A 22,959-nucleotide genomic window follows, 5' to 3' on the forward strand; every position below is an offset into this window, starting at 1 on the left:
AGCGTCCCGGAAGGTAGGACGATGAGACCCGACGCGCGCGCCTGGTTCCAGCACCGCACGACCTCCGCACCGTCCCTGGACGCCCTGGACCTGCCCGCCCTGCTGCGCGCCAAGCGCCGCGGCCGGCACCGGGTCAGCGTCGTCCTCCCCGCGCGCGACGAGGAGGCCACGGTCGGCCGGCTGGTCACCGACCTGCGCGAGCACTGGGTCCTGAGGACGCCGCTGGTGGACGAGGTGCTCGTGGTCGACTCCGACTCCACCGACGCCACGGCCCGCGTGGCCCGGGCGGCCGGCGCCGACGTCGTCGCCAGCGCCGACGTGCTGCCCGCCCACGGCACCCGCCCCGGCAAGGGCGAGGCGCTGTGGAAGTCGCTGGCCGCCACCACCGGCGACCTCGTCGTCTTCCTCGACGCCGACCTGCTCGGCGACGTCACCCACTACGTGCCCGGCCTGCTCGCGCCGCTGCTCACCGAGCCGCAGGTCGACTACGTCAAGGGCTGCTACACCCGGCCGCTGGAGGTCGTCGGCGGCACCGTCCCCGCCGGCGGCGGACGGGTCACCGAGCTGACCGCGCGCCCGCTGCTCAACGCACTGTGGCCGGAACTGGCCGGGTTCGTGCAGCCGCTCGGCGGGGAGTACGCCGGGAGGCGGTCGGTGCTGGAGCAGGTGCCGTTCGTCTCGGGCTACGGGGTGGAGGTCGGCCTGCTGGTCGACCTGCTCGCGCTGTCCGGGCTCGGCGCGCTCGCCCAGGTGGACCTCGGCGTACGGCGGCACACCTCGCAGAGCCAGGAGGCGCTCGGGCGGATGGCCGGGCAGGTGGTGTCCACCGTGCTCTCCCGGGCGGGCCAGCGCGGACCAGCCTCGCTCCGGGACGACGCCGGCGGCCTGCTCACCCAGTTCCGGCACGACGGGTCCGGCTTCGTGCCGCACAGCACCCCGGTCGCCGTCGACGAGCGGCCGCCCATGGTGACCGTGCCCGAGTACCGCGCGCCGCACGCCGACGTCGTCGGCTGACGCCGACGGGAGCATCGCAGCGAGCGCCGGCGAGCGAGGAGCGGACCGGCGGCGGAAGCCGACCCGTGGACGTCGTCGGCTGAGGTCGTCGGGGCGGGTGCCCGCGGGGTGCGGCACGATCGGGGCATGTCCTCCCCGCGGCTCTCCGGCTCCCCGCCCGGCCAGGACCCCACGACCGTCCGCTGCCCAGGCTGCGGGTCGGTCCTCGCCCTGCCCCCGGGCGACCAGCTCGCCGAGGCCGGTCCGACCGCGGCCTGCGCCCGGCTGTTCGAGGAGACACTGCGCGGGGTGCGGGAGGAGGCGGCCGCCGATCCGGGGGCCGCGGGCACCGTCGCGCTGGCCGACGACGCCTACGTCCTCCAGCACCCGCACGGCGACCCGCGGGCGCTGCGGGAGCGCCTGGAGAGCCTGGCCGCCCGGCTCGGCGACCGACCCGGCCCCGCGGACGCCGGTCCGCCCCCGGCGTGGCGCACCACGATCGCCGATGTCGCCGCCGACCTCGACGTCATCGACCTGTCCGTGCTGGTCGAGGCGTGGGCGCGGGCCGTCGTCGCCGACTGGGCCCGCGACGGGGCGGCCGCGTGACGCCGCACACCCAGCTGCGCCTACTCAGCGCAGCTACCCTCGCACGGTGAGTGAGCTCAACGGCCGGCGCGCCCGCAAGAAGGCACAGACCAGGGCCCACATCCGGCAGACCGCCCAAGGGCTCTTCGCCGAGCGCGGCTTCGAGGCCGTCACCATCGCCGACGTCGCCGCGACCGCCGACGTCGCGGTGCAGACGGTGTTCAACCACTTCTCCACCAAGGAGGAGCTGTTCTTCGACGGCCACGCCGAGTGGGTGGCCGGCCCCGCCGAGGCGGTCCGGGCACGGCCGGCCGGCGTCGCCCCCCTGGAGGCACTGCACGAGTACCTCACCGACCGCGTGGGCCTGCAGGTCCGGTACCTGACCACCGACGACGGCCGCGCCTTCGTGGCCACCCTGGAGGCCTCCCCCTCGCTGCGCACCTTCGAGCGCGAGCTGCACCACCGGTCGATGGCACTGCTCGCCGAGGCCCTGCAGGAGGCCTGGGAGTCCGACGGCGGCGCCCCGCAGATCGCCGCCGACCCCTGCACCGTCGCGTCGATCACCGCCTCGGTGTGGCTGGCCGCCGTCCGCACGATGATCCGGGAGCAGCGCCGCACCGCCGGCGAGATGGCCGGGGACTGCCCCCACCGCAGGGAGCGCGGCGCCGCCGCGGCCCGCGCCGTCGCCGACCGCGTGTTCTCCGGCCTGGTCCGTGCGATCCCGGTGACGCCGGCCGCGCCGCTGCTGAGCCGCACCGGCTGACCGGCCGGCGCCGGGTCAGACGGTGGCGTCCTCGCGGGAGGGCTGGAGGATGGGCAGCAGCACCTCGTCGACCACCCGCTGCAGCTGTTCGGTGGTCATGACGCCGTCACCCGAGGTGAACCGCTGCCACCAGAAGGCCTCGAGCACCGACCCGAGCAGGGCCAGGCGCGCCTCGGACACCTCGTCCCCGCGCTCGGCCTGACGGGCACCGAGGGTGGCCACCGCCGCCGCCAGCGGCCGGACCAGCGCGTCGTCCAGGCCGGCCCGCAGGTCCTCGTCGTGCCGGGCAGCTCCGACCAGGCTGGCCGTGGCCCGCTCCTCGCGGTCCAGCGGCCGCCGCCAGCGGTCGACCAGGCCGGTCAGGTCGTCCCGGAGGGAGCCGGTGTCCGGGGGCACCCGCACGAGGGTGAACCGGCCCACCGCGTGGCGGGCCATGGCCGCCATGGTGGGCCAGCGCCGGTAGATGCCGGCCTTCCCCGCTCGGGCGCGGGCGGCGACGCGATCGCTGTTGAGCTTTCCCCAGCCCTCCTCAGCGAGGATGTCGACGGCGACCGACAGCAGCTGGTCGGACAGTTCAGCGCTGAGAGGGCGCCCCGGGGTTCCCGTCACGCTGCGCCCCGTTCACAGGTGGAGTTCACCGCGACATCGTGGACGCTCATTGGAGTCACCACAATGACCAGAGCACGAAGTCCCCTGGTTTTTCTTGAGACTCTCAACCTTGTGCGCGAAGCGAACGGCCTCGCGTTCGCCCTGTCAGGCGCCTGCAGCGCTCTCCACGTGCACCTGAAGGCTCGCGCCGTCGTCGGCCAGCCAGCCCTTGCGCTCGGCGTAGGCGACCATCCCGTCCCACTGCTGCGCCCAGTCCGCGGCGCCGGCCTGCGGCTCGGCGGCGGCCCGCAGCGCCGCGACGTCGAGGAACCCGGTCTCGGCGTCCTGCAGCCGGCCCAGCCCCGCGTCGCGCAGCACCCGGTCGGCCTCCTCGTCGGTCACCGCACCCAGCGCCAGGTGCAGCCTCGTCAGGTCGTCGACGTCGACGACCTTCACCTCGGGCACCTCGTCGACGCCGCCCACCACCTCGACGATCACCAGAAGGACCCCCTTCTCCCCAGCCCTCGCAAGCTCGCGCCGGGACCCGGAAGGGGCCACGACGCCGGTACCGTTGGCGTCCAGCGAGACGCCTAAACGTGCCAGGGGAAACGGGAGAAGTCGGGATCGCGCTTCTCCAGGAAGGCGTCCCGCCCCTCCACGGCCTCCTCGGCCATGTACGCCAGACGGGTGGTCTCACCGGCGAACAGCTGCTGGCCGACCAGGCCGTCGTCGATCAGGTTGAACGAGTACTTGAGCATCCGCTGGGCGGTGGGGCTCTTCGCGACGATCCGCCGTCCCCAGTCCAGAGCCGTCGCCTCCAGCTCGGCGTGCGGGACGACCTTGTTGACCATGCCCATCCGGTGGGCGTCCTCGGCGGAGTACTCGTCGCCGAGGAAGAAGATCTCGCGGGCGAACTTCTGGCCGACCTGCCGGGCCAGGTACGCCGAGCCGAAGCCGCCGTCGAAGCTGCCGACGTCGGCGTCGGTCTGCTTGAACCGGGCGTGCTCGGCGCTGGCCAGCGTGAGGTCGGAGACGACGTGCAGGCTGTGCCCGCCACCCGCGGCCCAGCCCGGGACGACGCAGATGACGACCTTGGGCATGAAGCGGATCAGCCGCTGGGCCTCGAGCACGTGCAGCCGGCCGCTGGACCCGGCCGCGTGCTCGTACCCGTACCGGCCGCGCACCCGCTGGTCGCCCCCGGAGCAGAACGCCCAGCCGCCGTCCCTGGGGCTCGGGCCGTTGCCGGTGAGGATCACGCACCCCACGTCGGTGGACAACCGGGCGTGCTCCAGCGCGGTGATCAGCTCGTCGACCGTCTGGGGGCGGAAGGCGTTGCGCACCTCCGGCCGGTCGAACGCGATGCGGACCACACCCGCGTCGACGGCCCGGTGGTAGGTCAGGTCGGCGAAGTCGAAGCCCTCGACCGGCTGCCACGCGGCGCTGTCGAAGATCTCCGAGACGTCGTTCCGGGCGGTCATCCCCCGAACCTAGTGCGCGCCGTGGAACGCCCTCATGGGAGGAGCCCGCCGACGAGGTCGCTCGCGCCGTCGGCGGCGCCCCCCACCACGCCACCGGCGCCGTCCGCCACGTCGCCGACGGCGCCGCCCGCACCCTCGGTCACCCCGCCGACCGCGCCACCGACGTCGTCGAGCGGCCCGCCGCCGCGCCCGCCGGTCGACCCGCCGCTGGACGGCGCGCTGCCGGACGACGTGCCGCCCGCGCCACCGCCGGTCGACCCGCCACGCCCCGGCCGCTCGGTCGAGCCGCCGCTAGAGCCGCCGGTGGGCCCGCCACGCCCCGGCCGCTCGGGCTGCGGTGCGGGCGTGCTGCGCACCACCGGCCCGCCCCCTCCGGCGGAGGGGGCCGCGCCGGGCGCCGTCGTGACCGCCGTCCCCGGGGCCGGTGCCGGTGCCGGGGCCGGTGCCGGTGCCGGTGCCGTCGTGCCGGGGACCGCCGCCGCGGCGCCGGGAACCGAGCTGCGGGGAGCCGCGGTGCCGGGCACCGAGCTGCCGGGAGCCGCGGGCGCCGTGCCGGACGCCGTCGTCCCTGCAGCCACGGCCGCCGGCGGCACGTCGGCGGCCGCCGTCGTCTCCGCCGGGTCCGTGCCCGTCGCAGGGGCGCCCCCGGCGCCGGAGCCCTCGGGGAGCAGGCCGGTGACCAGCGACCCGGCGCCCACCGCGCTGCCCGCGGCGTCGAGCACCGGGGTGGTGGGGGTGCCCGAGACCCGGGCTGACGTGCCGATGCCCGACCTCCCCACCCCCTCCGGCTCCCCGATCGACCAGGCCGAGGCGCGCGTGTCCCGGTCCGAACCGGGCGCCGGGGCGGTCACGATCATGACGAGGGCCGCGGTGAGCAGGAACCCGGACAGGAACAGGAGCGTCAGCGGCGCGTGGGCGCGGACGGCCACCGACCACCGCCCCGACGTGGCCGCGTGGGCCGGTGCGGCGGGCTCGGCGAGGTGGCGGGGACGGCGGTACACCGGTGGGCTCCTCCTGGCGGGCGGACTGCGGTGCCCAACGTAAGCGGGCACGCACGCAGTGGCACGTCGAGCACCGGCCGGTAGCGTCGGGACGTGACCGAGCCGACCGCCGTGCGGATCGGCACCGCGAACATATCCTCGGGGCGCAGCGCGGCCGGCACGGTGCTCGACCGGGACGCACTGCGCGCGGCCGTGGCCGGGCTCGACGTCGACGTGCTCGCGGTCCAGGAGGTCGACACCGGTCAGCCCCGCTCCGCCCGCACCGACCAGGCCGCCGCCCTCGCCGACGGGCTGGGCGCCCCGCACTGGCGCGGCGCGGCGACCGTCGTCGGCACGCCGGACCCGTTCCGCAGCTGGACGCCGGCCGTGCCCGCCCTGCGCGGTCCGGACGACGCCCCCGACGGCCCCGTCTACGGGATCGCGCTGCTCAGCCGGCTGCCGGTGCGGCAGTGGTCGGTGCTGGGCCTGGGCAGCGGGCGGGCCCGGCTGCCGATGCGGGGCCCCGACGGCCGGCGCTGGTGGATCCCGGACGAGCCGCGGATCGCCGTCGCCGCGCGGCTGGACGCCGTGACCGTCGTCGCGACGCACCTCTCCTTCGCCCCGCACACCGCCGTGCGCCAGCTGCGGCGGCTGCGCGCGTGGACGGCGGCGATGCCCGGGCCCGTCGTCCTGGCCGGGGACCTCAACCTGCCCGGGCCGCTGCCCGCCCGCCTGCTGGGCGCGACCGCGCTGGTGCGCACCCCGACCTTCCCGGTCACCGACCCGCGGCTGCAGCTGGACCACCTGCTGGCGGTCGGGGACGGCGTGCGCGGGCGCGACGGCGCGGCGACGGTGCTCCCGGTCGGCGACCACCGCGCGCTGACCGTCACCGTGTCGCCGACCTGATGCGGCCCGGGCTACCGGGGCGGCACCAGCAGGTCGTGCAGGCGGGTCAGCGAGGCCTCGAAGCCGGGGTGCAGCGGGAACGCGGCGAGCTCGTCGAGCGGGACCCACGCCACGCCGTCGCTCTCGCCGTCCAGCCGCAGGTCGCCGGGCTCGATGCTGCGGACCGGCCGGGCCAGCACGGTCGTGTACGACCAGCCGCCGTGGTCGTCGACGGAGACGGCGCCCAGCTCGAGGTCGTGGGGCAGCAGGCCCAGCTCCTCCCTCACCTCCCGCAGCGCGCCGCGCTGCGGGGACTCGCCGGCGTGCAGCGCGCCCCCCGGGGTGCCCCACGTGCCGCCGTGGTGCGACCAGGCCGCCCGGTGCTGGAGCAACAGCTCGGTCCCGTCGGCGCCGGCGCGGTGCACCAGCAGCCCGGCCGCACCGAGCAGCCCCCAGTGCCGGTGCCCGAACGAGCACGTCACCCAGCCGTCGGTGGAGGAGAACACGCCCCCAGTGAACCCGGTGCGGTGCGGGAGGGGCGCGGAGGACGCGCCCTCGGCACTGCCCCCGGAGAGGGCGTGACAGGCTCGCGGGCGTGCGCGTCGCCGTCTTCACCGGGTCCCAGGACGGACCACCGTCCCACCAGCAGGCAGCCGCCGACCTCGCCGCGGACCTGGCCCGCGCCGGCGTGGGCATCGTCTACGGCGGTGGCCACGTCGGGCTGATGGGCGTCGTCGCCGACGCCGCCCTGGCCGCCGGCGGTGAGGTGGTCGGCGTCATCCCCCAGCACCTGGTGGACGACGAGCTGGCGCACCCCGGCCTGCCACAGCTGGAGGTCGTCGACTCGATGCACGAGCGCAAGGCGCGGATGGCCGAGCTCGCCGACGCCTTCGTCGCCCTGCCCGGCGCCGCCGGCACGCTCGAGGAGCTGTTCGAGGCCTGGACCTGGGGGATGCTCGGCCTGCACGCCAAGCCCGTCGTGCTCGTCGACGTCGACGGCTTCTGGCAGCCGCTGCTCACCCAGCTGCGCCGCATGGTGGACGACGGCTACCTGGCCGCTCGCCGGTTGGAGGCGCTCGGCGTGGTCACCGATGCGGCCGGCCTGCTCGCGTTCGTCTCGGCGTACGAGCACCCGACCCGGAAGTGGACCCCCACCCCGCCGTGACGGGACCCCGCCTGGTGACCTGGCGCCCCACGCAGCTCGGGCCTGGGCGCACCTGGTCCTCGGAAGGCACGGCTCTGAGTGCACGTGCACTCAGAGCCGTGGGTCGCGCAGCAGCAGGTGCCCGCGGGCCCGGTCCGGGAGCGGGGCGGGCGCGGTCGGCCTAGCGTCGGCGCCGTGGAGCGGTGGGACGTCGTCGTGGTCGGTGGCGGTCCGGCGGGGTCGGCGGCCGCGCTGGCCGCCCTGCGCACCGGGGCGTCGGTGCTGGTGCTCGACCGGGCCGACTTCCCCCGCGACAAGGTCTGCGGCGACGGCGTGGCCCCCGAGGCGCTCGACGTCCTCGCCGCGCTCGGGGTGGACCGCGCCGCCGTCGTCGACGGGTACCCGCCGGTGCCCTGCCTGGCCCTGCGCTCCCCCGGCGGCGTCACGGTCGAGCGCGCGACCGCCCGCCCGTCGCACGTCGTCCCCCGGGCGGTGCTGGACGGCCGGCTGCTGGCGGCGGCGCTGGCCCGGGGGGCGCGGTTCCGGCGGCGCACCGTGCGCGCCGTGCAGGCGGACGCCGACGGCGTGACCGTGGACGGCGCGCTGCGGGCGTCGGTGCTGGTCGCGGCCGACGGCGCGGAGTCCGTCGTCCGCCGGGCGCTGGGCCTGGGCAGCAACCCCGCCGACCGGCTGGCCGTGGCGATCCGCGGCTACGCGCCCGAGCCGCCGGGCTCCCCCGGCACGCTGGCCCTGGTGACGACGGGGCAGCGGTGGCCGGCCTACGCGTGGTCGTTCCCGATCGGCGACGGCCGCGCCAACGTGGGCTACGGCGAGCTGGTGTCGGGCGGGGCGACCCGGGCCGACCTCGTCGCGGGGCTGCACCGGCTGCTGCCGGGGGTGGAGCCGGGCCCGCTGCGGGCGCACCGGCTGCCGCTGTCCACCGGCCGGCCGCGGCAGCCCGACGGCCGGGTGCTCCTGGCCGGGGACGCCGCCTCGCTGGTCAACCCGCTGACCGGGGAGGGCATCTTCTACGCCGTCGCCTCCGGGGCGCTGGCCGGGTGCGCGGCGGCCGCGGGGCCGGACGCCGGCGTGCGCTACCGCGGCATGCTGCACCGCCGGCTGGCCGCACACCTGCGCTCCACCCGCCTGGCGTCGCAGCTGAGCCGCTGGCCCGCGGTGATGGACGCCGCGTTCCGCGCGGCCGCGGCCGACCAGCGGGTGTTCGACGACGTGGTGGAGCTCGGGCTGGCCGCCGGCCGGCTGACGCCGCGCACGCTCGCGGCCACCACGGGCCGGCTGGTCCTCAGGAGACGCTGATCGCGACCTCGACCCGGCCGCGGCCGTCCCGCTTGGCGCGGTACAGCGCCGCGTCGGCTGCGGCGTAGAGCTCCCGCATGCGGACGGCGTGCCGCGGCGCGTGCGCCACGCCCACGCTCACCGACAGTGCCAGCAGCCCGCCGTCCGGGAGCGGGAGCGGCGCGGCCCGCACCGCCTCGAGCAGCTCCTCGGCACGCCGGACGGCGACCTCCGGAGCGCACCCGCGCAGCAGGACCGCCAGCTCGTCGCCGCCCAGCCGGCTGACGACGGCGTCGCCGCTGCGCACCTGCCGGCTGAGGATCCCGGCCAGGTGCACCAGGGCGTCGTCGCCGACCGGGTGCCCGTGCACGTCGTTGACCTGTTTGAACGAGTCGACGTCGACCAGCACCAGCGCCGACCCGTCGCCTAGGCAGCCGCCCGACAGCTCGACGTCCAGCGCCTCGTCGAGGACCCGGCGCGTGACCAGCCCGGTGAGCGCGTCGACGTCGGCCTGCTGCTGCAGCGCCGCGACCATCCGGTCGTGGGCGCTCATCGCCCGCGTGAGCAGCCCGCCGACCACCGCGAGCATCGCGCCGAGGAAGAGGAGATCGGTCAGCGCCACCCGGAGCTCGTCCTCGTGCAGCAGCACGACCCCGCCGCCCAGCACCGCGACCACCGTCGTCACCACGGCAGAGGTCGGGCGCAGGTGGAAGCCCGCGTAGACGACGACGAAGGCCAGGAGCGCCTGGGCGCGCGTGGAGGAGCTGCCCGAGGAGAGGCTGAGCGCGGCCAGCACGGTGACGCCGACGACGGTCAGGCCGAGGAACGCGCCCACGCGGTCCAGCTGCTGCGGGGGGATCCACGTGAAGGCCGCCGCGGCGATGCCCAGCCCGGCCACGCAGCAGACGACCACGCCCCGGCTGGCGTCGCCGGCCCCGAGCGGACCGACGAGCGCGACCACGCCCAGCATGGCCGCGCACACCGCCAGCACGACAGCGGCGGTGCGGGCGGCGGCACGGGGCTCGCGGGCCCGGAGCGCGGCGGGGATCTGCACACCCCTCGCATCGGCCCGGGCGCCGGCCGGCTGGAGCACCCGCTGCCCCTTCGGGGGGAGCAGCCCGGGGGTGCCGCGGGGCTCAGCTCGGCGGGGCGGGCGGAGGCGTGGCCGCGGGCGCCGGCGTGAGGTAGGCGGCGTAGTCACCGGCCGTCAGCGGCGCCGCGCTCAGCTGCCCCGAGGGCAGCGGCGCCTCGATCGGCTCGCCGTCCAGGGTCAGGACGACGGCGTCGACACCGGGCACGCTGGTCGCCGACAGCACCAGCTGGGCCACCGCCTGCCGGCTGGCCGACCCCGCCGGGGGCTCGGCCGGACCGGTCAGGTCGATGGTCGCGGTGCCGCCGGTGAGGTCGGCGACGGCCAGCTCCACGTCCGGCGGCAGTGCGGTGGACAGCTGCAGGTCCAGCTCGGCCGCGGTGGGCCCGGCGGCGAGCGCGCCGAGCAGGTCGTCCAGCCGCTCCTGCAGTGACGGACCGGTCACCTCCCTCGGCCGGGGCACGAGGCTGTCGTCCGGAGCCGCCAGGTAGACCCGGCCGGCATCCGGACGCGGCTCGGGCGCGGCGGTCGGCGCCGGCGGCGCGCTGGTCGTGGTCAGCCCGAACGGGACCTCCGACGGCGGGATGGTCTCCGCCGGGCCTCCGGTGGGCACCCCGCAGCCGGCGAGGACGACGCCGAGCCCCACGAGGCCGAGGCGGGTGCGGCGGGCGCTCACCGCGCAGCCCCGGGCAGCGACAGCGTGAAGCGGGCCCCGCCGCCGGGCGCCGCGGAGCACCAGGCGGCGCCCCCGTGCCGGGCCGCGGTCTCGGCGACGATCGCCAGGCCCAGCCCGGCCCCGGGCAGCGACCGGCGGGCGGCCCGCGGCCCGCGGGCGAACCGCTCGAACACCCGCTCCCGCTCCTCGGCCGGGATGCCGGGGCCGGCGTCGTCCACGTCCACCACCACGGCGCCCCCGCGACGCTGGACGGCGACGGCGACCACCCCGCCGGCGTGCCGGTCCGCGTTGTCCAGCAGGTTGCGCACCGCCCGCTCCAGCCCGCTCTTGTCGCCGGCCACCACGGTCCCCTCGTCCGGGTCCCCGGCCAGCAGGGCGGCGTCCCGCCCCGAGCCGGCCAGCACCTCACGCACCAGGGCGGTCATCGAGACCGGCGTGGCCCGGTCCGAGGGCGGCGCGCCGTCGATGCGGGCGAGCTCGAGCAGGTCGTCGAGCATGCGCCGGAACCGGTCCAGCTCGCCCTCGACGAGGGCCAGCGCCTGGTCGGCACGCGGCGACAGCTCCGCCCGCCGGGCGGCGAGCACCTCCACGCTGGTGACGACGCCGGTCAGCGGACTGCGCAGCTCGTGGCTGACGTCGCCGACGAAGCGGGCGTCGCGCTCGAGCCGGGCCGCCAGCGCGTCGACCATGCTGTTGAACCCGGCCACGATCGCCAGCAGGTCGGGGTCGTCGGTGGGCGCGAGGCGGGTGTCGAGGTCGCCGCCGGCGATCCGGGTGGCCGCGCCGGCGACCTCCTCCAGCGGCTGCAGGGCGCGGCGGCTGGCCCAGCCGCCGAACGCCGCCCCCGCCGCGGTGGCGGCCAGCGCCCCCGCCGCCAGGACGGCCGCCAGCGTGCGCAGCACCATCTGCAGCTCGGTGAGCGGGGACAGCTCGTAGAACTCCACCCCCGCGCTGGCCACCGGCACCCCGACCAGCAGTGCCGGACCGGCCGAGGTCTGGACCCGGACTGTGCCGGCCGAGCCGTCGGCCACGAGGGTGCGCAGCCGCTCGGGCACGTCGCGGGCGCCGACGTCCAGGCTCGAGGAGTACCAGGAGTCCCCGCTGCGGACGACGACGTCCGCCCCGCCCGAGGGCACCAGCTCGGCCACCACGTCGCCGACCTCGGTGCCCGCGGTGGCCAGCCGGCTGCTCAGCACGTTGGCGTCGGCGAAGGCCTGCCGGGTGAGCGACCCCTCGCGCTGGTCGAGCAGGTAGCCGCGGGCCAGGAACCAGGTGGTGGTCACCAGCACCGCCGACACGAGCAGCGCACCTGCGGCGAAGCCCAGCACGATCCGCGCCCGCAGCCCCCGCGACCGGAGGGCCCGGATCACCGTGCCCTCGGTGCGCTTCCGCGGAGCGCTCCGCTCCTCGCTCGCCGGCGCTCGCTGTCGGGCTTCCGCTCCTGTCCGCTCACTGCGGATCCAGCCGGTAGCCCAGCCCCCGTACGGTGACCACGATCCGCGGCGCCCCCGGGTCGAGCTCGACCTTGGTGCGCAACCGCCGGATGTGGACGTCGACGATCCGTTCATCGCCGAAGAAGCCGTGCTCCCACACCCGTTCCAGCAGCGCCTGCCGGCTGAACACCCGCCCCGGGGCGGCGGCCAGCTCGCACAGCAGCCGGAACTCGGTGAGCGTGAGCGGCACCTGCTCCTGGCCGCGGTGCACGGTGCCCCGCATCTCCCGCAGCACCAGCGGCGCGGGCGGGTGCCGGTCGAGTACCACCTCCGCGGGCGCGGCCTCCGGCGTCGCGGCGCCGTGCGCCCCGGCCCGGCGCCGCAGCGCCCGCAGCCGCGCGGTGATCTCCTTGACCTGGAACGGCTTGGTCACGTAGTCGTCGGCCCCGGCCTCCAGCGCGGCGACGATGTCGTGGGTGTCGGCCCGGGCGCTGACCACGATGATCGGCAGGTCGTGGTCGCGGCGGACCTCCCGGATGACCTCGAAGCCGTCCATCGAGCCGAGCATCAGGTCGACGACCATCAGGTCGGGGGCGGCGGTGGCCACGGCGGCGACCGCGGCCTCCCCGCTCACCGCCTCGGCGACGTCGTAGCCCTCGTCCTCCAGCGCCCAGCGCAGGGCGGTGCGGATCGGGTCGTCGTCCTCGACGACCAGCAGACGCGGAGCCACTCGGGCCATGCTGCCACCGGTCGCCGGACGTTCGGCCGCCCGTCACGCGATCGCAAAGCAACGTCCAGCCGGATCTCAATGTCCGCACACGAGGCTGTCAGTGACCGCCAGCAGGATCGGCGCCACGACCCCCCGAGGAGGACTGAGATGACGATGGCCGCCCGGCACCGGATCGACGTCGAGACCCGGTCGGACGTGGTCACCATCCACCTCGACGACGCCCTGCTCGCCGACGGCCTGGCCGACGTGCGCTGGATGCTGCACGACGCGCTCCTGGCCGGGGCGCGCCGGCTGGTGGTCGACCTCGCGGGCGTGCAGCACCTGTCCAGCTCGGCGGTGGCCAGCTTCCTGTGGGCACACCGGATATGCCGGGCCCGTGGCGGCGCGGTCGTGCTGCGCGGCGCCAACCGGCGGACCGAGGACCTCCTGCACCGCACCGGCCTCTGGCGGGTCATCGAGCTGGAGACGGGGGTGCCGGCGTGACCCTCTCCGAGGTGGTCGACCGGGACGCCGGGCTGATCCGCGCCAGCGGCCACCTGACCTCGCTCGGCGCCGACCTGCTGCGCGGCACCGCCGACGGGCTGCGGGGCAGCGGCCACGCCCGCGTGGTGCTCGACCTGCGCGGGGTGCGGGCCGCCGACGCCGGCGGGCTGGACATCCTGCGGGAGATGCGGCAGGAGTTCGCCGCGGACGGCGGGGAGCTCGTCGTCCGCGCCTGAGCGGCGGTCGCCGTGAGCGGCCGGTCAGTCGCCCGGCTCGGCCGGCTCGTCCCGCGCCGCGTCCTGCTGCCGGCGGAAGCGCAGCGACTCGACCAGCACGTAGCCGAACAGGACGCACCAGGCGAAGCTGAGGAAGGCCTCTCCGCCCCGGCCGTCGACGAGGTGCAGCACCAGCTGGACGAGCGAGTACGCGAGCGCGCCGGCGGCGACGACCTGCAACCCCCGGTTGCCGAACCAGGGCGGGCGGATCGGAGCAGCGGCCACGACGGAACGGTATCCCCGCGGGCCGGTCACTCGGCGGAGGGCGTGGGATTCGAACCCACGATGGGTTTGACCCCATAGCGGTTTTCAAGACCGCCGCCATCGGCCACTAGGCGAGCCCTCCTGGCGCCGTCGAGGCTATCCCGCGGCGCGACTCGCTTCCCGCCGAGTGCGCAGTCGTGGTCGTCGACACGCGCGGACACGCCGCGGCGGGCGACGCCAACTGCGCACTCGGCCGCCGGTCAGACCGCCGTCGCGGTGACGAAGGTGCAGATCCCGTCGCCGGAGTGCGCCCGCTGCCGGACGCCGATCAGCTTGAGCAGCGCGATCTCCAGGCGGTACCCGAGCTGCACCAGGCCCTTGTAGAACGTGTTGCCGCCGTTGCGGACCTCGATCTGGTCGAACCCCGCCAGCCGGACGTGCTCGGTCAGCATCCAGTCCGGGAGGATCGTGATGTGCCCCGGTGAGTGGTAGAAGCCCGGCCCGAAGATGTACGGCGCGCCGCGGAGGAACATCTTCAGCCGCGAGTGCGGGTGCGTGATGTTCGGCGTGCTGACCAGCAGCCGGTCACCGGCCCGGAGCAGCGACCGGATCTGGCGCAGCACCTGCCGCGGGTTCTCCACGTGCTCCAGCGTCTCGACGCACACGACCATGTCGAACGGTCCGCGGGTGTCGTCGGTCCACTGCGGGTCGTCGAGGTCCAGCCGGTTGATCCAGTCGTGCGGCGGGTCCAGGTCGGTGGGGACGACGTCGAACCCGGCGTCCCGCAGCCGCAGCGCCAGCGCGCCGCACCCCGAGCCGACCTCGAGGATCCGCCCGCCGTCGGGCAGCGCCGCACGCACCAGCTCCACGGCGTACTCGTGCACCCCCGGGGCGGCGTGGATGCCGTGGCCCCGGTAGGAGGTGACGGCCTGGGTCCGCTGACCGCTCCGGTGCTCAGCCACAGTCATCGCGTCACCGTCCCACACCGGCGTCCCGTCCACCTGGGGACGACCCCGTGACACCCCGTCGCTCGACTGAGCAGTTGCGGGCGCCGACCCGCGATGACACGCCGCGGCGGGCGGCCGCAGGTGCTCATTCGGCTGGGGGCCCGCCTGTCGCGTCAGGAGGCGACCTCGGCGTCCTCCCGCTGCACCGGTGTGCCGACCACCCCGTGCAGGTGGCATGCGGCGACGTGGCCGGGCGCGGTGCCGACCGGCTGCAGCGACGGGTCGACGTCGGGACACGGCTCGAACGCGTGCGGGCAGCGGGTGCGGAACCGGCAGCCGCTGGGCACGTTCGCCGGCGAGGGGACGTCGCCGCCGAGCACGATGCGCCGGCGGGCGCGCTCCAGCGCCGGGTGCGGCACCGGGACGGCGGACAGCAGCGCCTGCGTGTAGGGCATCTGCGGCCCCGACCCGACCGCCGACGCCGGCCCGACCTCCACGATCCGCCCCAGGTACATGACGGCGATCCGGTCGGAGATGTGCCGGACGGCGGACAGGTCGTGGGAGATGAACAGCAGGGTCAGCCCCAGTTGCCGCTGCAGCCGGCGCAGCAGGTTGAGGACCTGCGCCTGCACGCTGACGTCCAGCGACGCGATCGCCTCGTCGCAGACGAGGAAGTCCGGCTCACCGGCGAGGGCGCGGGCGATGCCGACCCGCTGCCGCTGCCCGCCGGAGAACTCGTGGGGGTAGCGGCCGGCGACGGCGGGGTCCAGGCCCACCAGCTCCAGCAGCTCGGCGACCCGCGCCGCCCGCTCCCGCCGTCCACCGTGCAGGCCGTGCACCTCCAGCGGCTCGGAGACGGTCTGGGCGACGGTGCGCCGCGGGTCGAGGGAGGCGAACGGGTCCTGGAACACCATGCCGGCCCGCCGGCGCAGCTCCCGCAGCCCGCGGCGGTCCAGCGCGGTCACGTCGGTGCCGTCGAACGTCACCGTGCCGCCGGTGGGGGGCACCAGCCGCAGCAGCGCGTTGCCCAGCGTGGACTTCCCGCAGCCGGACTCCCCCACCAGCCCGAGCGTCTCCCCGCGCCGGATGTCGAGGTCCACCCCGTCCACCGCGCGCAGCACGCCCGCCGTCCGCCGCAGCGGGCCGCCGGAGCGGATCGGGAAGTGCACCTCGAGCCCCCGCGCGGAGACCAGCACCGTGTCCACGGGTGGGGCTCCGGCCTCGTTCCGCTCCTCGGTCGCCGGCGCTCCCTGCGATGCTCGCTCGCCCGTCACCCTCCAGTCACTCATCGATCCTCCGAACACCACGTCGCCGCCCGGTGCGGCAGCACGCCCGCCGACGTCCCCACGACGTTCAGCGGCGGCTGCTCGGTCTCGCAGCGGGGATCCGCGCGGACCGGGCAGCGTGGCCAGAACACGCACCCGGGTGGCAGGTCGGTCGGCGCCGGCGGCACTCCCGGGACGGTGGCGAGCTCCGGCACCTCACCGTCGACGGACGGCGCGGCGAGGTCGGGCAGCGCGCCGAGCAGCCCGCGCGTGTACGGGTGGGCGGGCCGCTCCAGGACGTCGTCCACCGTGCCGTCCTCCACGCAGCGCCCGCCGTACATGACCAGCACCCGGTCGGCGATGCCGGCGACCACCCCGAGGTCGTGGGTGATCCAGATGACGCCGGTGCCGTGGTCGGCCTGCAGCCGCTCCACCAGGTCGATGATCTGCGCCTGCACGGTGACGTCGAGCGCGGTGGTCGCCTCGTCGGCGATCAGCAGGGACGGCGAGTTCGCCAGCGCGATCGCGATGACCACCCGCTGCCGCATGCCGCCGGACAGCTCGTGCGGGTAGCGGTCCAGCGCCCCGCGCGGGTCGGGCAGCCCGACCTCGGCCAGCAGCTCCGCGGCTCGGCGCCGCGCGTCCTCCTTGCCGACCTCCCCGTGCGCGCGGATGCCCTCGACCAGCTGCCGCCCGACGGTGAGCACCGGGTTCAGCGACGTCATCGGGTCCTGGAACACCATGCCGACGCCGGGACCCCGCACCTGGCGCAGCCGCTCGGGCGGCATCGTCAGCAGGTCCTCGCCCTGCAGCAGCGCCCGCCCGGTGACCGTGGCGACGCCGGCCGGCAGCAGCCCGAGCAGGGCCAGCACCGAGACGCTCTTCCCGCTGCCGGACTCGCCGACGACGGCGACGGTCTCGCCCTCCCCCACCGCGTAGCTGAGCCCGTTGACCACCGCCGCCGGCCCGCGCGGCGTGCGCAGCCGCACCCGCAGGTCCTCGACCTCGAGCAGGGTCACCGGCCACCCCCGGACATGAGCGTGCGCTGCCGCGGGTCGAGCACGTCGCGCAGCCCGTCGCCGAGCAGGTTGAAGCACAGCACCGTCACGAAGATCGCCATGCCCGGGAAGAAGGCCAGCCACCAGGCCAGGTCGATGTACCCGCGGCCCTCGGCCAGCATCAGCCCCCACGACGGGTTCGGCGGCTGGGTGCCCAGGCCGAGGAAGGACAGCGCAGCCTCTGCCAGGACGGCGAACGCCAGGCTGATCGAGGTCTGCACGATGATCGGCGGCGCGGCGTTGGGCAGCACGTGCCGGGTGAGCAGCCGGAGGTCCGAGGCCCCCACCGAGCGGGAGGCCCGCACGTACACCTCCTCGCGGACGCCGAGCACGCTGGCGCGCGTGACCCGGGCGAACACCGGGATGTAGACGATGCCGATGGCCAGCGCGGTGTTGCCGGCCCCGGGCCCGCGGACGGCGAGCACCGCGATCGCCAGGAGCACCGCCGGGAACGCGAACAGGACGTCCATGAACCGCATCAGGACGTCGTCCACCCAGCGGCCGTAGAACCCGGACAGCAGCCCGACAAGGCTGCCGACGGCGAGCGCGAACGCCACCGCGAGGAACCCCACCCGCAGCGACACGCCCGCGCCCAGGATGACCCGGCTGAGGATGTCGCGGCCGAGGTCGTCGGTGCCGAACGGGTGCTCGAGGCTGGGCGGCTGCAGCCGGTCCTCGACGGAGATCTCGTTGGGGCCGCTCGGCGCGAGCGTCTCGTCGAAGATCGCGACCAGCACGATCCCGAGCAGCACGACCGTGGCGCCCGCCGCTGTCGGGTTGCGGGCCAGCAGTCCGAGCGTCTCGCGCCAGCGCCCGCGCGGTGGGCCGGACACGGCGGGGGCGGTCACCTCGGCGGTCATCGCAGCAGGCCTCGGCTGTGTGTCATCGGCGGATCCGGGGGTCGATGGCGGTGTAGAGGAGGTCGACCACCAGGTTGATCAGCAGGAACACCACCGCGAACAGCAGGATCGCGCCCTGCAGCACCGGGTAGTCGCGGGACTGCACCGCCTGCAGGGCCAGCTGCCCGAGGCCGGGCCAGGAGAAGACGATCTCCACCACGACCACGCCGGAGAGCAGGTAGGCCAGCTGCACGCCCGTGATCGTGACCAGGGGCAGCAGGGCGTTGCGCAGCACGTGCCAGCCGAAGACCTGCCGTGCCAGGAGCCCCTTGGCCTGCGCCGTCCGGACGTGGTCGGCGCCCCGCGCCTCCAGCACGCTGGAGCGCACGAACCGGGTGATCACCGACCCGGACACGATCCCGACGACCAGCGCCGGCATCACGAGCCGCTCCAGCCAGCCGAGCGGGTCCTCGGTCAGCGGGACGTAGCCGCCGGAGGGCAGCCAGCCCAGCGTCCCGGCGAAGACCAGGATCAGCACGATCGCCATCCAGAACTCGGGCACCGAGATGCCGATCTGGCTGACCACGGTGGCCGCCCGGTCGACGACCGAGCGGGGCCGCAGCGCCGACAGCGTGCCCAGCGGGAGGGCGATGGCCAGCGCCACGAGGATCGAGGCGAACGCGAGCGTCAGCGTGGCCGGCAGCCGCTCGGCGATCAGCGAGGTGACCGTCTCCCCGCTGCGGAAGCTCACCCCGAGGTCGCCGGTGAGCGCCCGTCCGGCCCAGGTGAGGTACTGCTGCACCAGCGGCTGGTCCAGCCCGGACCGAGCGAGCAGCGCGTCGTAGGTCTCCTGGTCGAACCGGGTGCCCAGGGCCAGCCGGATCGGGTCACCCGGGACGAACTGGACCAGGGCGAAGACGACGACGCTCACCCCCACCAGCACCACCACCGACTGCCCGGTGCGGCGGAGGAGGTACCCGCTCAGGGCAGCTCCACGGTCTCGAAGTTGATCGCCTTGTCCGCCCGGATCTGGTAGCCGGACAGGCCCGGCGCCCAGGCCTGCACCACGTCGGGGTTGTAGAGGTAGAGGTAGGAGACGTCGTCGACGATGAGCTGCGCCGCCTGGTCGTAGAGCGCCTTGCGGGCGGCCTGGTCGGTCTCGGTCGCACCCTGCTGGAGCAGCTGGTCGACCTGCGGGTTGCTGTAGCCCTGGTAGTTGTTCGGCCCACCGGTCTGGTGCTGTTCCTGGTAGTAGGCCGCCGGGTCCAGGTTGCCGAGCCAGCCGAGGTAGAAGGCGTCGAAGTCGCCCTGGCCCTGCCGGTCCAGCCAGGTGGCGAAGTCCAGCGTCTCGATCTCCACGTCGATGCCGATCGGCTCCAGCTGGCTGGCGATCACCTGCGCGGCGGTGACGGTCTCCGGGAACTCGTCGGTGACCATCAGCCCCATCGTCAGCGGCGTCTGGACGCCGGCCGAGGCCAGCAGCTGGCGGGCCTGCTCGGGGTCGGGCTGGAACGGCGCGTAGTCGTGGTGGAAGAAGCTGTCCTGCGGGATCGCGGTCTGGTTGGGCTGGGCCGCGCCGAACCAGGCCGCCTCGGCCACCGCCTGGCGGTCGATCGCGAAGGAGATCGCGCGCCGGACGTCGCGGTTGTCGAACGGCGGGCGGCCGTAGTTCATGGACATGTACCAGTAGTCGACGCTCGGCGTCCGCTGCAGCTCGACGGTGTCGTCGCCGGCCAGGGACTCGATCTGCTGCGGCGGGACGTTGTCGGTCCACTGCACCTCGCCGTTCTGCAGCGCGGTGAGCGCCGCGGCCGGCTCGGTGATGTAGCGGAACTCGACGCCGTCGACGCTCGGGGCGCCGCCCCAGTGGTCCTCGTAGGCGGTGAGCACGGTGCTGCTCGCGTCCGAGCTCTCGAGCCGGAAGGGGCCGGTGCCGTTGGCCTCGGTGGTGAGGTCGAGGTCGTCGGCGGCGTTCTCCGGCAGGATCGCCATCCCCTTGAACGAGCCGATCCGCTCCAGCAGGTTCGGCGTCGGCTGGCTCAGCGTGATGACGACGGTCTGCGGCCCGTCGGCCTCCACCGACGCGACGTTGGCGAACCGGAACGAGTTGCTGAGCTCCTCGTCGATGATCCGGTTGTAGGAGTAGACGACGTCGGCGGAGTCGAACTCGCTGCCGTCGTGGAAGGTGACCCCCTCGCGCAGGGTGAACGTCCAGGTCAGGCCGTCCTCGCTGGTCGTCCACTCCGTCGCCAGGCTCGGCTCCATCGTGAGGTCCTCGGCGTTCGGGACGACGAGGGTGTCGTACACGTTCTCCAGCACCTGGAAGCTCGGGTACGCCGTGGTCACGTGCGGGTCGAACTGGTCGGGCTGGGCGCTGACCGCGGCCACCAGCACGTCGTCGCCGCCCCCGCCGCCACCCCCACCGGTGTCGACGCTCTCGCCACCGCCGCAGGCGCTGAGCACCAGCGCTGCGGCGGCGGCCAGGGGCAGGAGTCGGTTGCTGCGCACGGGTGACCTCCGGCGGGCTCGGCAGTGGCGACCAGCACCGACCCTGCCCCCGTCCGGCCGGCCTCGCAGGTCGGGGCACTGATCGTCACCTCGCCGTGACCGGCGTTCCCCGAACGCAGTCCGGGCCCTGCTCCGTGAGGAGCAGGGCCCGGACCGTTGCGCTACCGCCTAGCGGCGGCGGGAGGTCACGCCTCCGTCGAGGCCTTCCGACGGCGGGAAGCGACGACGAGCCCGCCACCGACACCGAGGGCGGCCAGGCCACCGATCAGCGGGAGGGCCACCGAGGCACCGGTGTAGGCCAGCCCGCCCTGGTTGGCGGCCGCCGGCGCCGCGACGCCACCGGTGACGGTGAAGTCCGCGCGCATGACGTAGGCGTTGCCGTTGGCGTCCACGCCGCTGGCGACGAGGCTGTGCTGACCGTTGACCAGGTTGGCCGGGATGGTGACGTCGACGGTGAAGCGGCCGTTCTCGTCGGCCTGGACGGTCCCGAGGAACGTGGGCTCCGAGTAGACGTAGATGTCGACCGTGGAGAAGGGCAGGTAGCCCTCACCCTTCAGCGTCATCTTCTGCCCCGCCGTGACGTTGGCGATGGCCGAGCCGTCGCTGTTCTTCAGCGTGGCGTTGCCGGCCGGCACGGTGGCGGCCTTGGCCGGCGCCGGGACCGAGGCGGTCTCGATGAAGCCGGCCGGCTCGCTCAGGTTGGCGTCCTTGTCGAAGGCGAAGACGCCGACGTCGTAGGCGCGGCCGGCCACGACACCCAGCCGGCAGGTGTGGACGGTCACGTCGGTGATGCAGGAGATCATCTCGGCGCTGCTCTGCGCCCCGACCGGGTTGGCGAAGGCCTCGTAGCCGACGACGGCGGAGGCGTCGGCCGGAGCGGACCAGCTGACCACGATCGACGAGGTGCCGACGACGGCCTTGATGTCACGCACCGCGCCGATGGAGACCTGCGGGGCCTCCGGCGTGGTCGGCGTGGTGGGCGTGGTCGGATTCGTCGGGTTCGTCGGGTTGGTGCCGGTGTCCCCACCCGGGGTGCAGGTCAGGCCGGACGCGACGGCGGCGACGGTGGCGTCTGCGACGTCGGCGCCGGCGACGACGACCTGCGTCTGGTCACCGGAGCCGATGCCGGCAGCCGCTTCGGCAGCCGTGGCCTCGGCCTCGGCCTGATCGGCGATCGCGTCCAGCTCCTGAGCCTTGATCTGAGCGGCGGCGGCCGTCTCCGCGGCGGTCACGGCCAGAGCCTCGGCTTCCTCGGCGGCCGTGGCCTTCGCGTCGGCATCCACCTTCGCGGCGTTGGCGGCGATCGCGGCGCCCTCAGCGGCCTGGGCGGCGAGCCCGGCCGCGGTCTCAGCCTCGGTCACCTTCAGTTCGGCGGCCTCGAGCGCAGCGTCTGCCTCATTGGCCTTGGTCGCTGCGGCCTGGGCGGCGGTGGCGGCCTGCTCAGCGGCCGCCTCCTTCGCGTCGGCCAGCTCGTCAGCCTTGGTCGCGGCCGCTGCGGTGGCCTCAGCCTCAGCCGTCTTGGTGTCGGCGGTCGCACCGGCTGCCTCCGCGGCGGTGGCCTTGGCAGAGGCCGCGGCGGCGGCGGCATCGGCGGCCTCGACGGCGAGCCTGTATGCCTCGGCGTCCGAGGAGTCGGCCTCGGCAAGGGCCTTGTCGGCGGCAGCCTTGTCGAGCTGAGCCTTGGCGAGCTCGGCGTCGGCGTCGGCCGCGGCCTTGCGAGCGGCCTCGGCGGCGGTCTCGGCGTCAGTCGCGGCGGAGGCGGCGCTGTCCGCAGCGGTGCGGGCGTTGGTCGCCTCGGTGGCGGCATTGGTCGCCTCGGTAGCGGCCTTCTCTGCCTCGGTGGCGGCCTGGTCGGCAGCGGTCTTCGCCTGGGCGGCAGCGTCCTGTGCCGCGACGAGCGCATCGTCGGTGAGGGTGACGTCGCCAGCAGCCTTGATCGCGGCTTCCTGGAGGGTCTCGGCACGCAGTGCGGCGTTGAGGGCGGTTGCAGCGGCCTCGTCGGCCGTGGCGCGAGCGGCCTCGGCGGTCTTGGTCGCCTCGTCTGCAGCGGCCTGCGCGGTGTTCGCGGCGGCGCGGGCCTCGGTGGCGGCCTCGCGGGCCTGGATGGCGATCTGCTCCAGGCTGGGGCTGTTGCCCGGGTCGACGCAGTCGGTGGTGGTGCTGGTCGTCTCAGCCTGGGCGACGCCGCCGAAGCCGAGGACAGCGGTGGAGAGGGCGACAGAGCTGACAGCCAGGAGGCTGCCCCAACGCCGGGACGGGCTCTTCAGACTCACGGTGTTCCCCCGAGGGACAGGCCCGGTCGACGGGCGCTCCAGCCCGGTGCTCCGGGCGCAAGGAGACAACACCATGTGCAAGTCGCCACAGAAAGCGCCGACACATCACTGGTGCACCGCGTTACGAAACCGTGATGTGTACATACCGCGACCATCTCTTGGCGTAATTTGCCCACTTGTCGACAGCCGAACGAGGGGTGGCCAGCGGCCCGGGAGGCCATCCGAGACGGCCTGGTCCGCTCCACCGCTGGTCACCGGCAGGCGACTGCCGTCCGACACGCCAGGGGCGGGACACGCCCGACGACGACAGCGGCCGCCGTGGCGGTGGGGGCACCACTCCTGCGGTGCCCTCCCAGCTCTTGCGGTGTCGTACGGCCGCAGGAGCACGCGAGACACCGCAAGAGGGCGTGGACGCGTCAACCCCGGGCCCACGCCGGACACCGCAAGAGGGCGGGCCTCAGCCCGG

25 protein-coding genes and 1 tRNA gene are annotated in these 22,959 nt (G+C 75.3%); 8 read left to right on the top strand and 18 right to left on the bottom strand.

Going from position 1 to position 22,959, the window contains the following annotated elements:
* Nucleotides 1-21: 21 nt before the first annotated feature.
* The 3 genes from ACI78Q_RS07690 (at nt 22) to ACI78Q_RS07700 (ending at nt 2,341) form a co-directional block, all read left to right on the top strand.
* On the top strand, nt 22-1,014 hold the full coding sequence (locus ACI78Q_RS07690; protein ID WP_456922738.1) for a glucosyl-3-phosphoglycerate synthase: 993 nt from the start codon (nt 22-24) through the stop codon (nt 1,012-1,014).
* A 126-nt stretch (nt 1,015-1,140) separates the two neighbouring features.
* A complete protein-coding gene (locus tag ACI78Q_RS07695) occupies nt 1,141-1,599 on the top strand; it encodes a DUF5946 family protein (RefSeq protein WP_456922739.1) in 459 nt (152 codons plus the stop codon).
* Between the two features lie 46 nt (nt 1,600-1,645).
* On the top strand, nt 1,646-2,341 hold the full coding sequence (locus ACI78Q_RS07700; RefSeq protein WP_456922740.1) for a TetR/AcrR family transcriptional regulator: 696 nt from the start codon (nt 1,646-1,648) through the stop codon (nt 2,339-2,341).
* Between the two features lie 15 nt (nt 2,342-2,356).
* Here the strand turns inward: ACI78Q_RS07700 and ACI78Q_RS07705 are convergent, their stop codons facing one another.
* The 4 genes from ACI78Q_RS07705 to ACI78Q_RS07720 form a co-directional block, all read right to left on the bottom strand.
* On the bottom strand, nt 2,357-2,950 hold the full coding sequence (locus ACI78Q_RS07705) for a TetR-like C-terminal domain-containing protein (RefSeq protein WP_456922741.1): 594 nt from the start codon (nt 2,948-2,950) through the stop codon (nt 2,357-2,359).
* A 144-nt stretch (nt 2,951-3,094) separates the two neighbouring features.
* Nucleotides 3,095-3,427 carry a hypothetical protein gene (locus ACI78Q_RS07710; RefSeq protein WP_456922742.1) on the bottom strand — a complete coding sequence of 111 codons (333 nt, stop codon included), beginning with the start codon at nt 3,425-3,427 and terminating at the stop codon, nt 3,095-3,097.
* 92 nt (nt 3,428-3,519) lie between these two features.
* Nucleotides 3,520-4,407, bottom strand: coding sequence for a 1,4-dihydroxy-2-naphthoyl-CoA synthase (locus ACI78Q_RS07715; RefSeq protein ID WP_456922743.1), 888 nt, complete (start codon nt 4,405-4,407; stop codon nt 3,520-3,522).
* Between the two features lie 32 nt (nt 4,408-4,439).
* Nucleotides 4,440-5,408, bottom strand: a complete 969-nt coding sequence (locus ACI78Q_RS07720; protein WP_456922744.1) for a hypothetical protein — start codon at nt 5,406-5,408, stop codon at nt 4,440-4,442.
* Nucleotides 5,409-5,501: 93 nt separating this feature from the next.
* Between ACI78Q_RS07720 and ACI78Q_RS07725 the strand changes: the two genes are divergently transcribed.
* The gene (locus ACI78Q_RS07725; RefSeq protein ID WP_456922745.1) at nt 5,502-6,293 is read left to right on the top strand and encodes an endonuclease/exonuclease/phosphatase family protein; all 792 of its coding nucleotides are present in this window, start codon (nt 5,502-5,504) and stop codon (nt 6,291-6,293) included.
* An 11-nt stretch (nt 6,294-6,304) separates the two neighbouring features.
* Here ACI78Q_RS07725 and ACI78Q_RS07730 read toward each other — a convergent pair whose 3' ends face one another.
* Complete coding sequence (locus ACI78Q_RS07730) at nt 6,305-6,778, bottom strand: NUDIX domain-containing protein (RefSeq protein ID WP_456922746.1); 474 nt, start codon at nt 6,776-6,778, stop codon at nt 6,305-6,307.
* Nucleotides 6,779-6,867: 89 nt separating this feature from the next.
* On the opposite strand from ACI78Q_RS07730, the gene ACI78Q_RS07735 reads away from it, so the two are divergent.
* Entirely contained in the window at nt 6,868-7,437 is a 570-nt protein-coding gene (locus ACI78Q_RS07735) for an LOG family protein (protein WP_456922747.1), read from the top strand.
* Between the two features lie 174 nt (nt 7,438-7,611).
* The gene (locus ACI78Q_RS07740) at nt 7,612-8,733 is read left to right on the top strand and encodes an NAD(P)/FAD-dependent oxidoreductase (protein WP_456922748.1); all 1,122 of its coding nucleotides are present in this window, start codon (nt 7,612-7,614) and stop codon (nt 8,731-8,733) included.
* On the opposite strand, the gene ACI78Q_RS07745 is transcribed toward ACI78Q_RS07740, so the two are convergent.
* The 4 genes from ACI78Q_RS07745 to ACI78Q_RS07760 form a co-directional block, all read right to left on the bottom strand.
* Nucleotides 8,720-9,805 (bottom strand): GGDEF domain-containing protein, encoded by a 1,086-nt coding sequence (locus ACI78Q_RS07745; protein WP_456922749.1) that lies wholly within the window; start codon nt 9,803-9,805, stop codon nt 8,720-8,722. The genes ACI78Q_RS07740 and ACI78Q_RS07745 overlap by 14 nt on opposite strands.
* A gap of 43 nt (nt 9,806-9,848) precedes the next feature.
* Nucleotides 9,849-10,478 carry a GerMN domain-containing protein gene (locus ACI78Q_RS07750; protein ID WP_456922750.1) on the bottom strand — a complete coding sequence of 210 codons (630 nt, stop codon included), beginning with the start codon at nt 10,476-10,478 and terminating at the stop codon, nt 9,849-9,851.
* Complete coding sequence (locus ACI78Q_RS07755) at nt 10,475-11,848, bottom strand: sensor histidine kinase (protein ID WP_456922752.1); 1,374 nt, start codon at nt 11,846-11,848, stop codon at nt 10,475-10,477. The genes ACI78Q_RS07750 and ACI78Q_RS07755 overlap by 4 nt, the downstream gene beginning before the upstream one ends.
* Nucleotides 11,849-11,927: 79 nt before the next feature.
* Nucleotides 11,928-12,650, bottom strand: a complete 723-nt coding sequence (locus ACI78Q_RS07760; protein ID WP_456922753.1) for a response regulator — start codon at nt 12,648-12,650, stop codon at nt 11,928-11,930.
* 138 nt (nt 12,651-12,788) lie between these two features.
* Here ACI78Q_RS07760 and ACI78Q_RS07765 point away from each other — a divergent pair, with 138 nt between their 5' ends.
* Nucleotides 12,789-13,124, top strand: a complete 336-nt coding sequence (locus ACI78Q_RS07765) for an STAS domain-containing protein (RefSeq protein ID WP_456922754.1) — start codon at nt 12,789-12,791, stop codon at nt 13,122-13,124.
* Nucleotides 13,121-13,360 (top strand): STAS domain-containing protein, encoded by a 240-nt coding sequence (locus ACI78Q_RS07770; RefSeq protein WP_456922755.1) that lies wholly within the window; start codon nt 13,121-13,123, stop codon nt 13,358-13,360. The genes ACI78Q_RS07765 and ACI78Q_RS07770 overlap by 4 nt, the downstream gene beginning before the upstream one ends.
* A 24-nt stretch (nt 13,361-13,384) precedes the next feature.
* Here ACI78Q_RS07770 and ACI78Q_RS07775 read toward each other — a convergent pair whose 3' ends face one another.
* The 9 genes from ACI78Q_RS07775 to ACI78Q_RS07815 form a co-directional block, all read right to left on the bottom strand.
* Nucleotides 13,385-13,624 carry a hypothetical protein gene (locus ACI78Q_RS07775; protein ID WP_456922757.1) on the bottom strand — a complete coding sequence of 80 codons (240 nt, stop codon included), beginning with the start codon at nt 13,622-13,624 and terminating at the stop codon, nt 13,385-13,387.
* Nucleotides 13,625-13,658: 34 nt separating this feature from the next.
* A tRNA-Ser gene (locus ACI78Q_RS07780) sits at nt 13,659-13,745 on the bottom strand.
* Between the two features lie 118 nt (nt 13,746-13,863).
* Complete coding sequence (locus ACI78Q_RS07785; RefSeq protein WP_456922758.1) at nt 13,864-14,571, bottom strand: class I SAM-dependent methyltransferase; 708 nt, start codon at nt 14,569-14,571, stop codon at nt 13,864-13,866.
* Nucleotides 14,572-14,723: 152 nt separating this feature from the next.
* Nucleotides 14,724-15,755, bottom strand: a complete 1,032-nt coding sequence (locus ACI78Q_RS07790; protein ID WP_456922759.1) for an ABC transporter ATP-binding protein — start codon at nt 15,753-15,755, stop codon at nt 14,724-14,726.
* Between the two features lie 80 nt (nt 15,756-15,835).
* A complete protein-coding gene (locus ACI78Q_RS07795) occupies nt 15,836-16,834 on the bottom strand; it encodes an ABC transporter ATP-binding protein (RefSeq protein ID WP_456922760.1) in 999 nt (332 codons plus the stop codon).
* Entirely contained in the window at nt 16,831-17,733 is a 903-nt protein-coding gene (locus tag ACI78Q_RS07800) for an ABC transporter permease (RefSeq protein ID WP_456922761.1), read from the bottom strand. Before ACI78Q_RS07800 ends, ACI78Q_RS07795 begins: the two co-directional genes overlap by 4 nt.
* A gap of 22 nt (nt 17,734-17,755) precedes the next feature.
* Nucleotides 17,756-18,697: an ABC transporter permease gene (locus ACI78Q_RS07805; RefSeq protein WP_456922876.1), complete on the bottom strand. Its 942-nt coding sequence runs from the start codon at nt 18,695-18,697 to the stop codon at nt 17,756-17,758.
* Nucleotides 18,694-20,220 (bottom strand): ABC transporter substrate-binding protein, encoded by a 1,527-nt coding sequence (locus tag ACI78Q_RS07810; RefSeq protein ID WP_456922762.1) that lies wholly within the window; start codon nt 20,218-20,220, stop codon nt 18,694-18,696. The genes ACI78Q_RS07805 and ACI78Q_RS07810 overlap by 4 nt, the downstream gene beginning before the upstream one ends.
* A 185-nt stretch (nt 20,221-20,405) precedes the next feature.
* The gene (locus tag ACI78Q_RS07815; protein ID WP_456922763.1) at nt 20,406-22,493 is read right to left on the bottom strand and encodes a fibronectin type III domain-containing protein; all 2,088 of its coding nucleotides are present in this window, start codon (nt 22,491-22,493) and stop codon (nt 20,406-20,408) included.
* Nucleotides 22,494-22,959: the final 466 nt, after the last annotated feature.

It is taken from the genome of Geodermatophilus sp. SYSU D00705, from assembly GCF_054050135.1.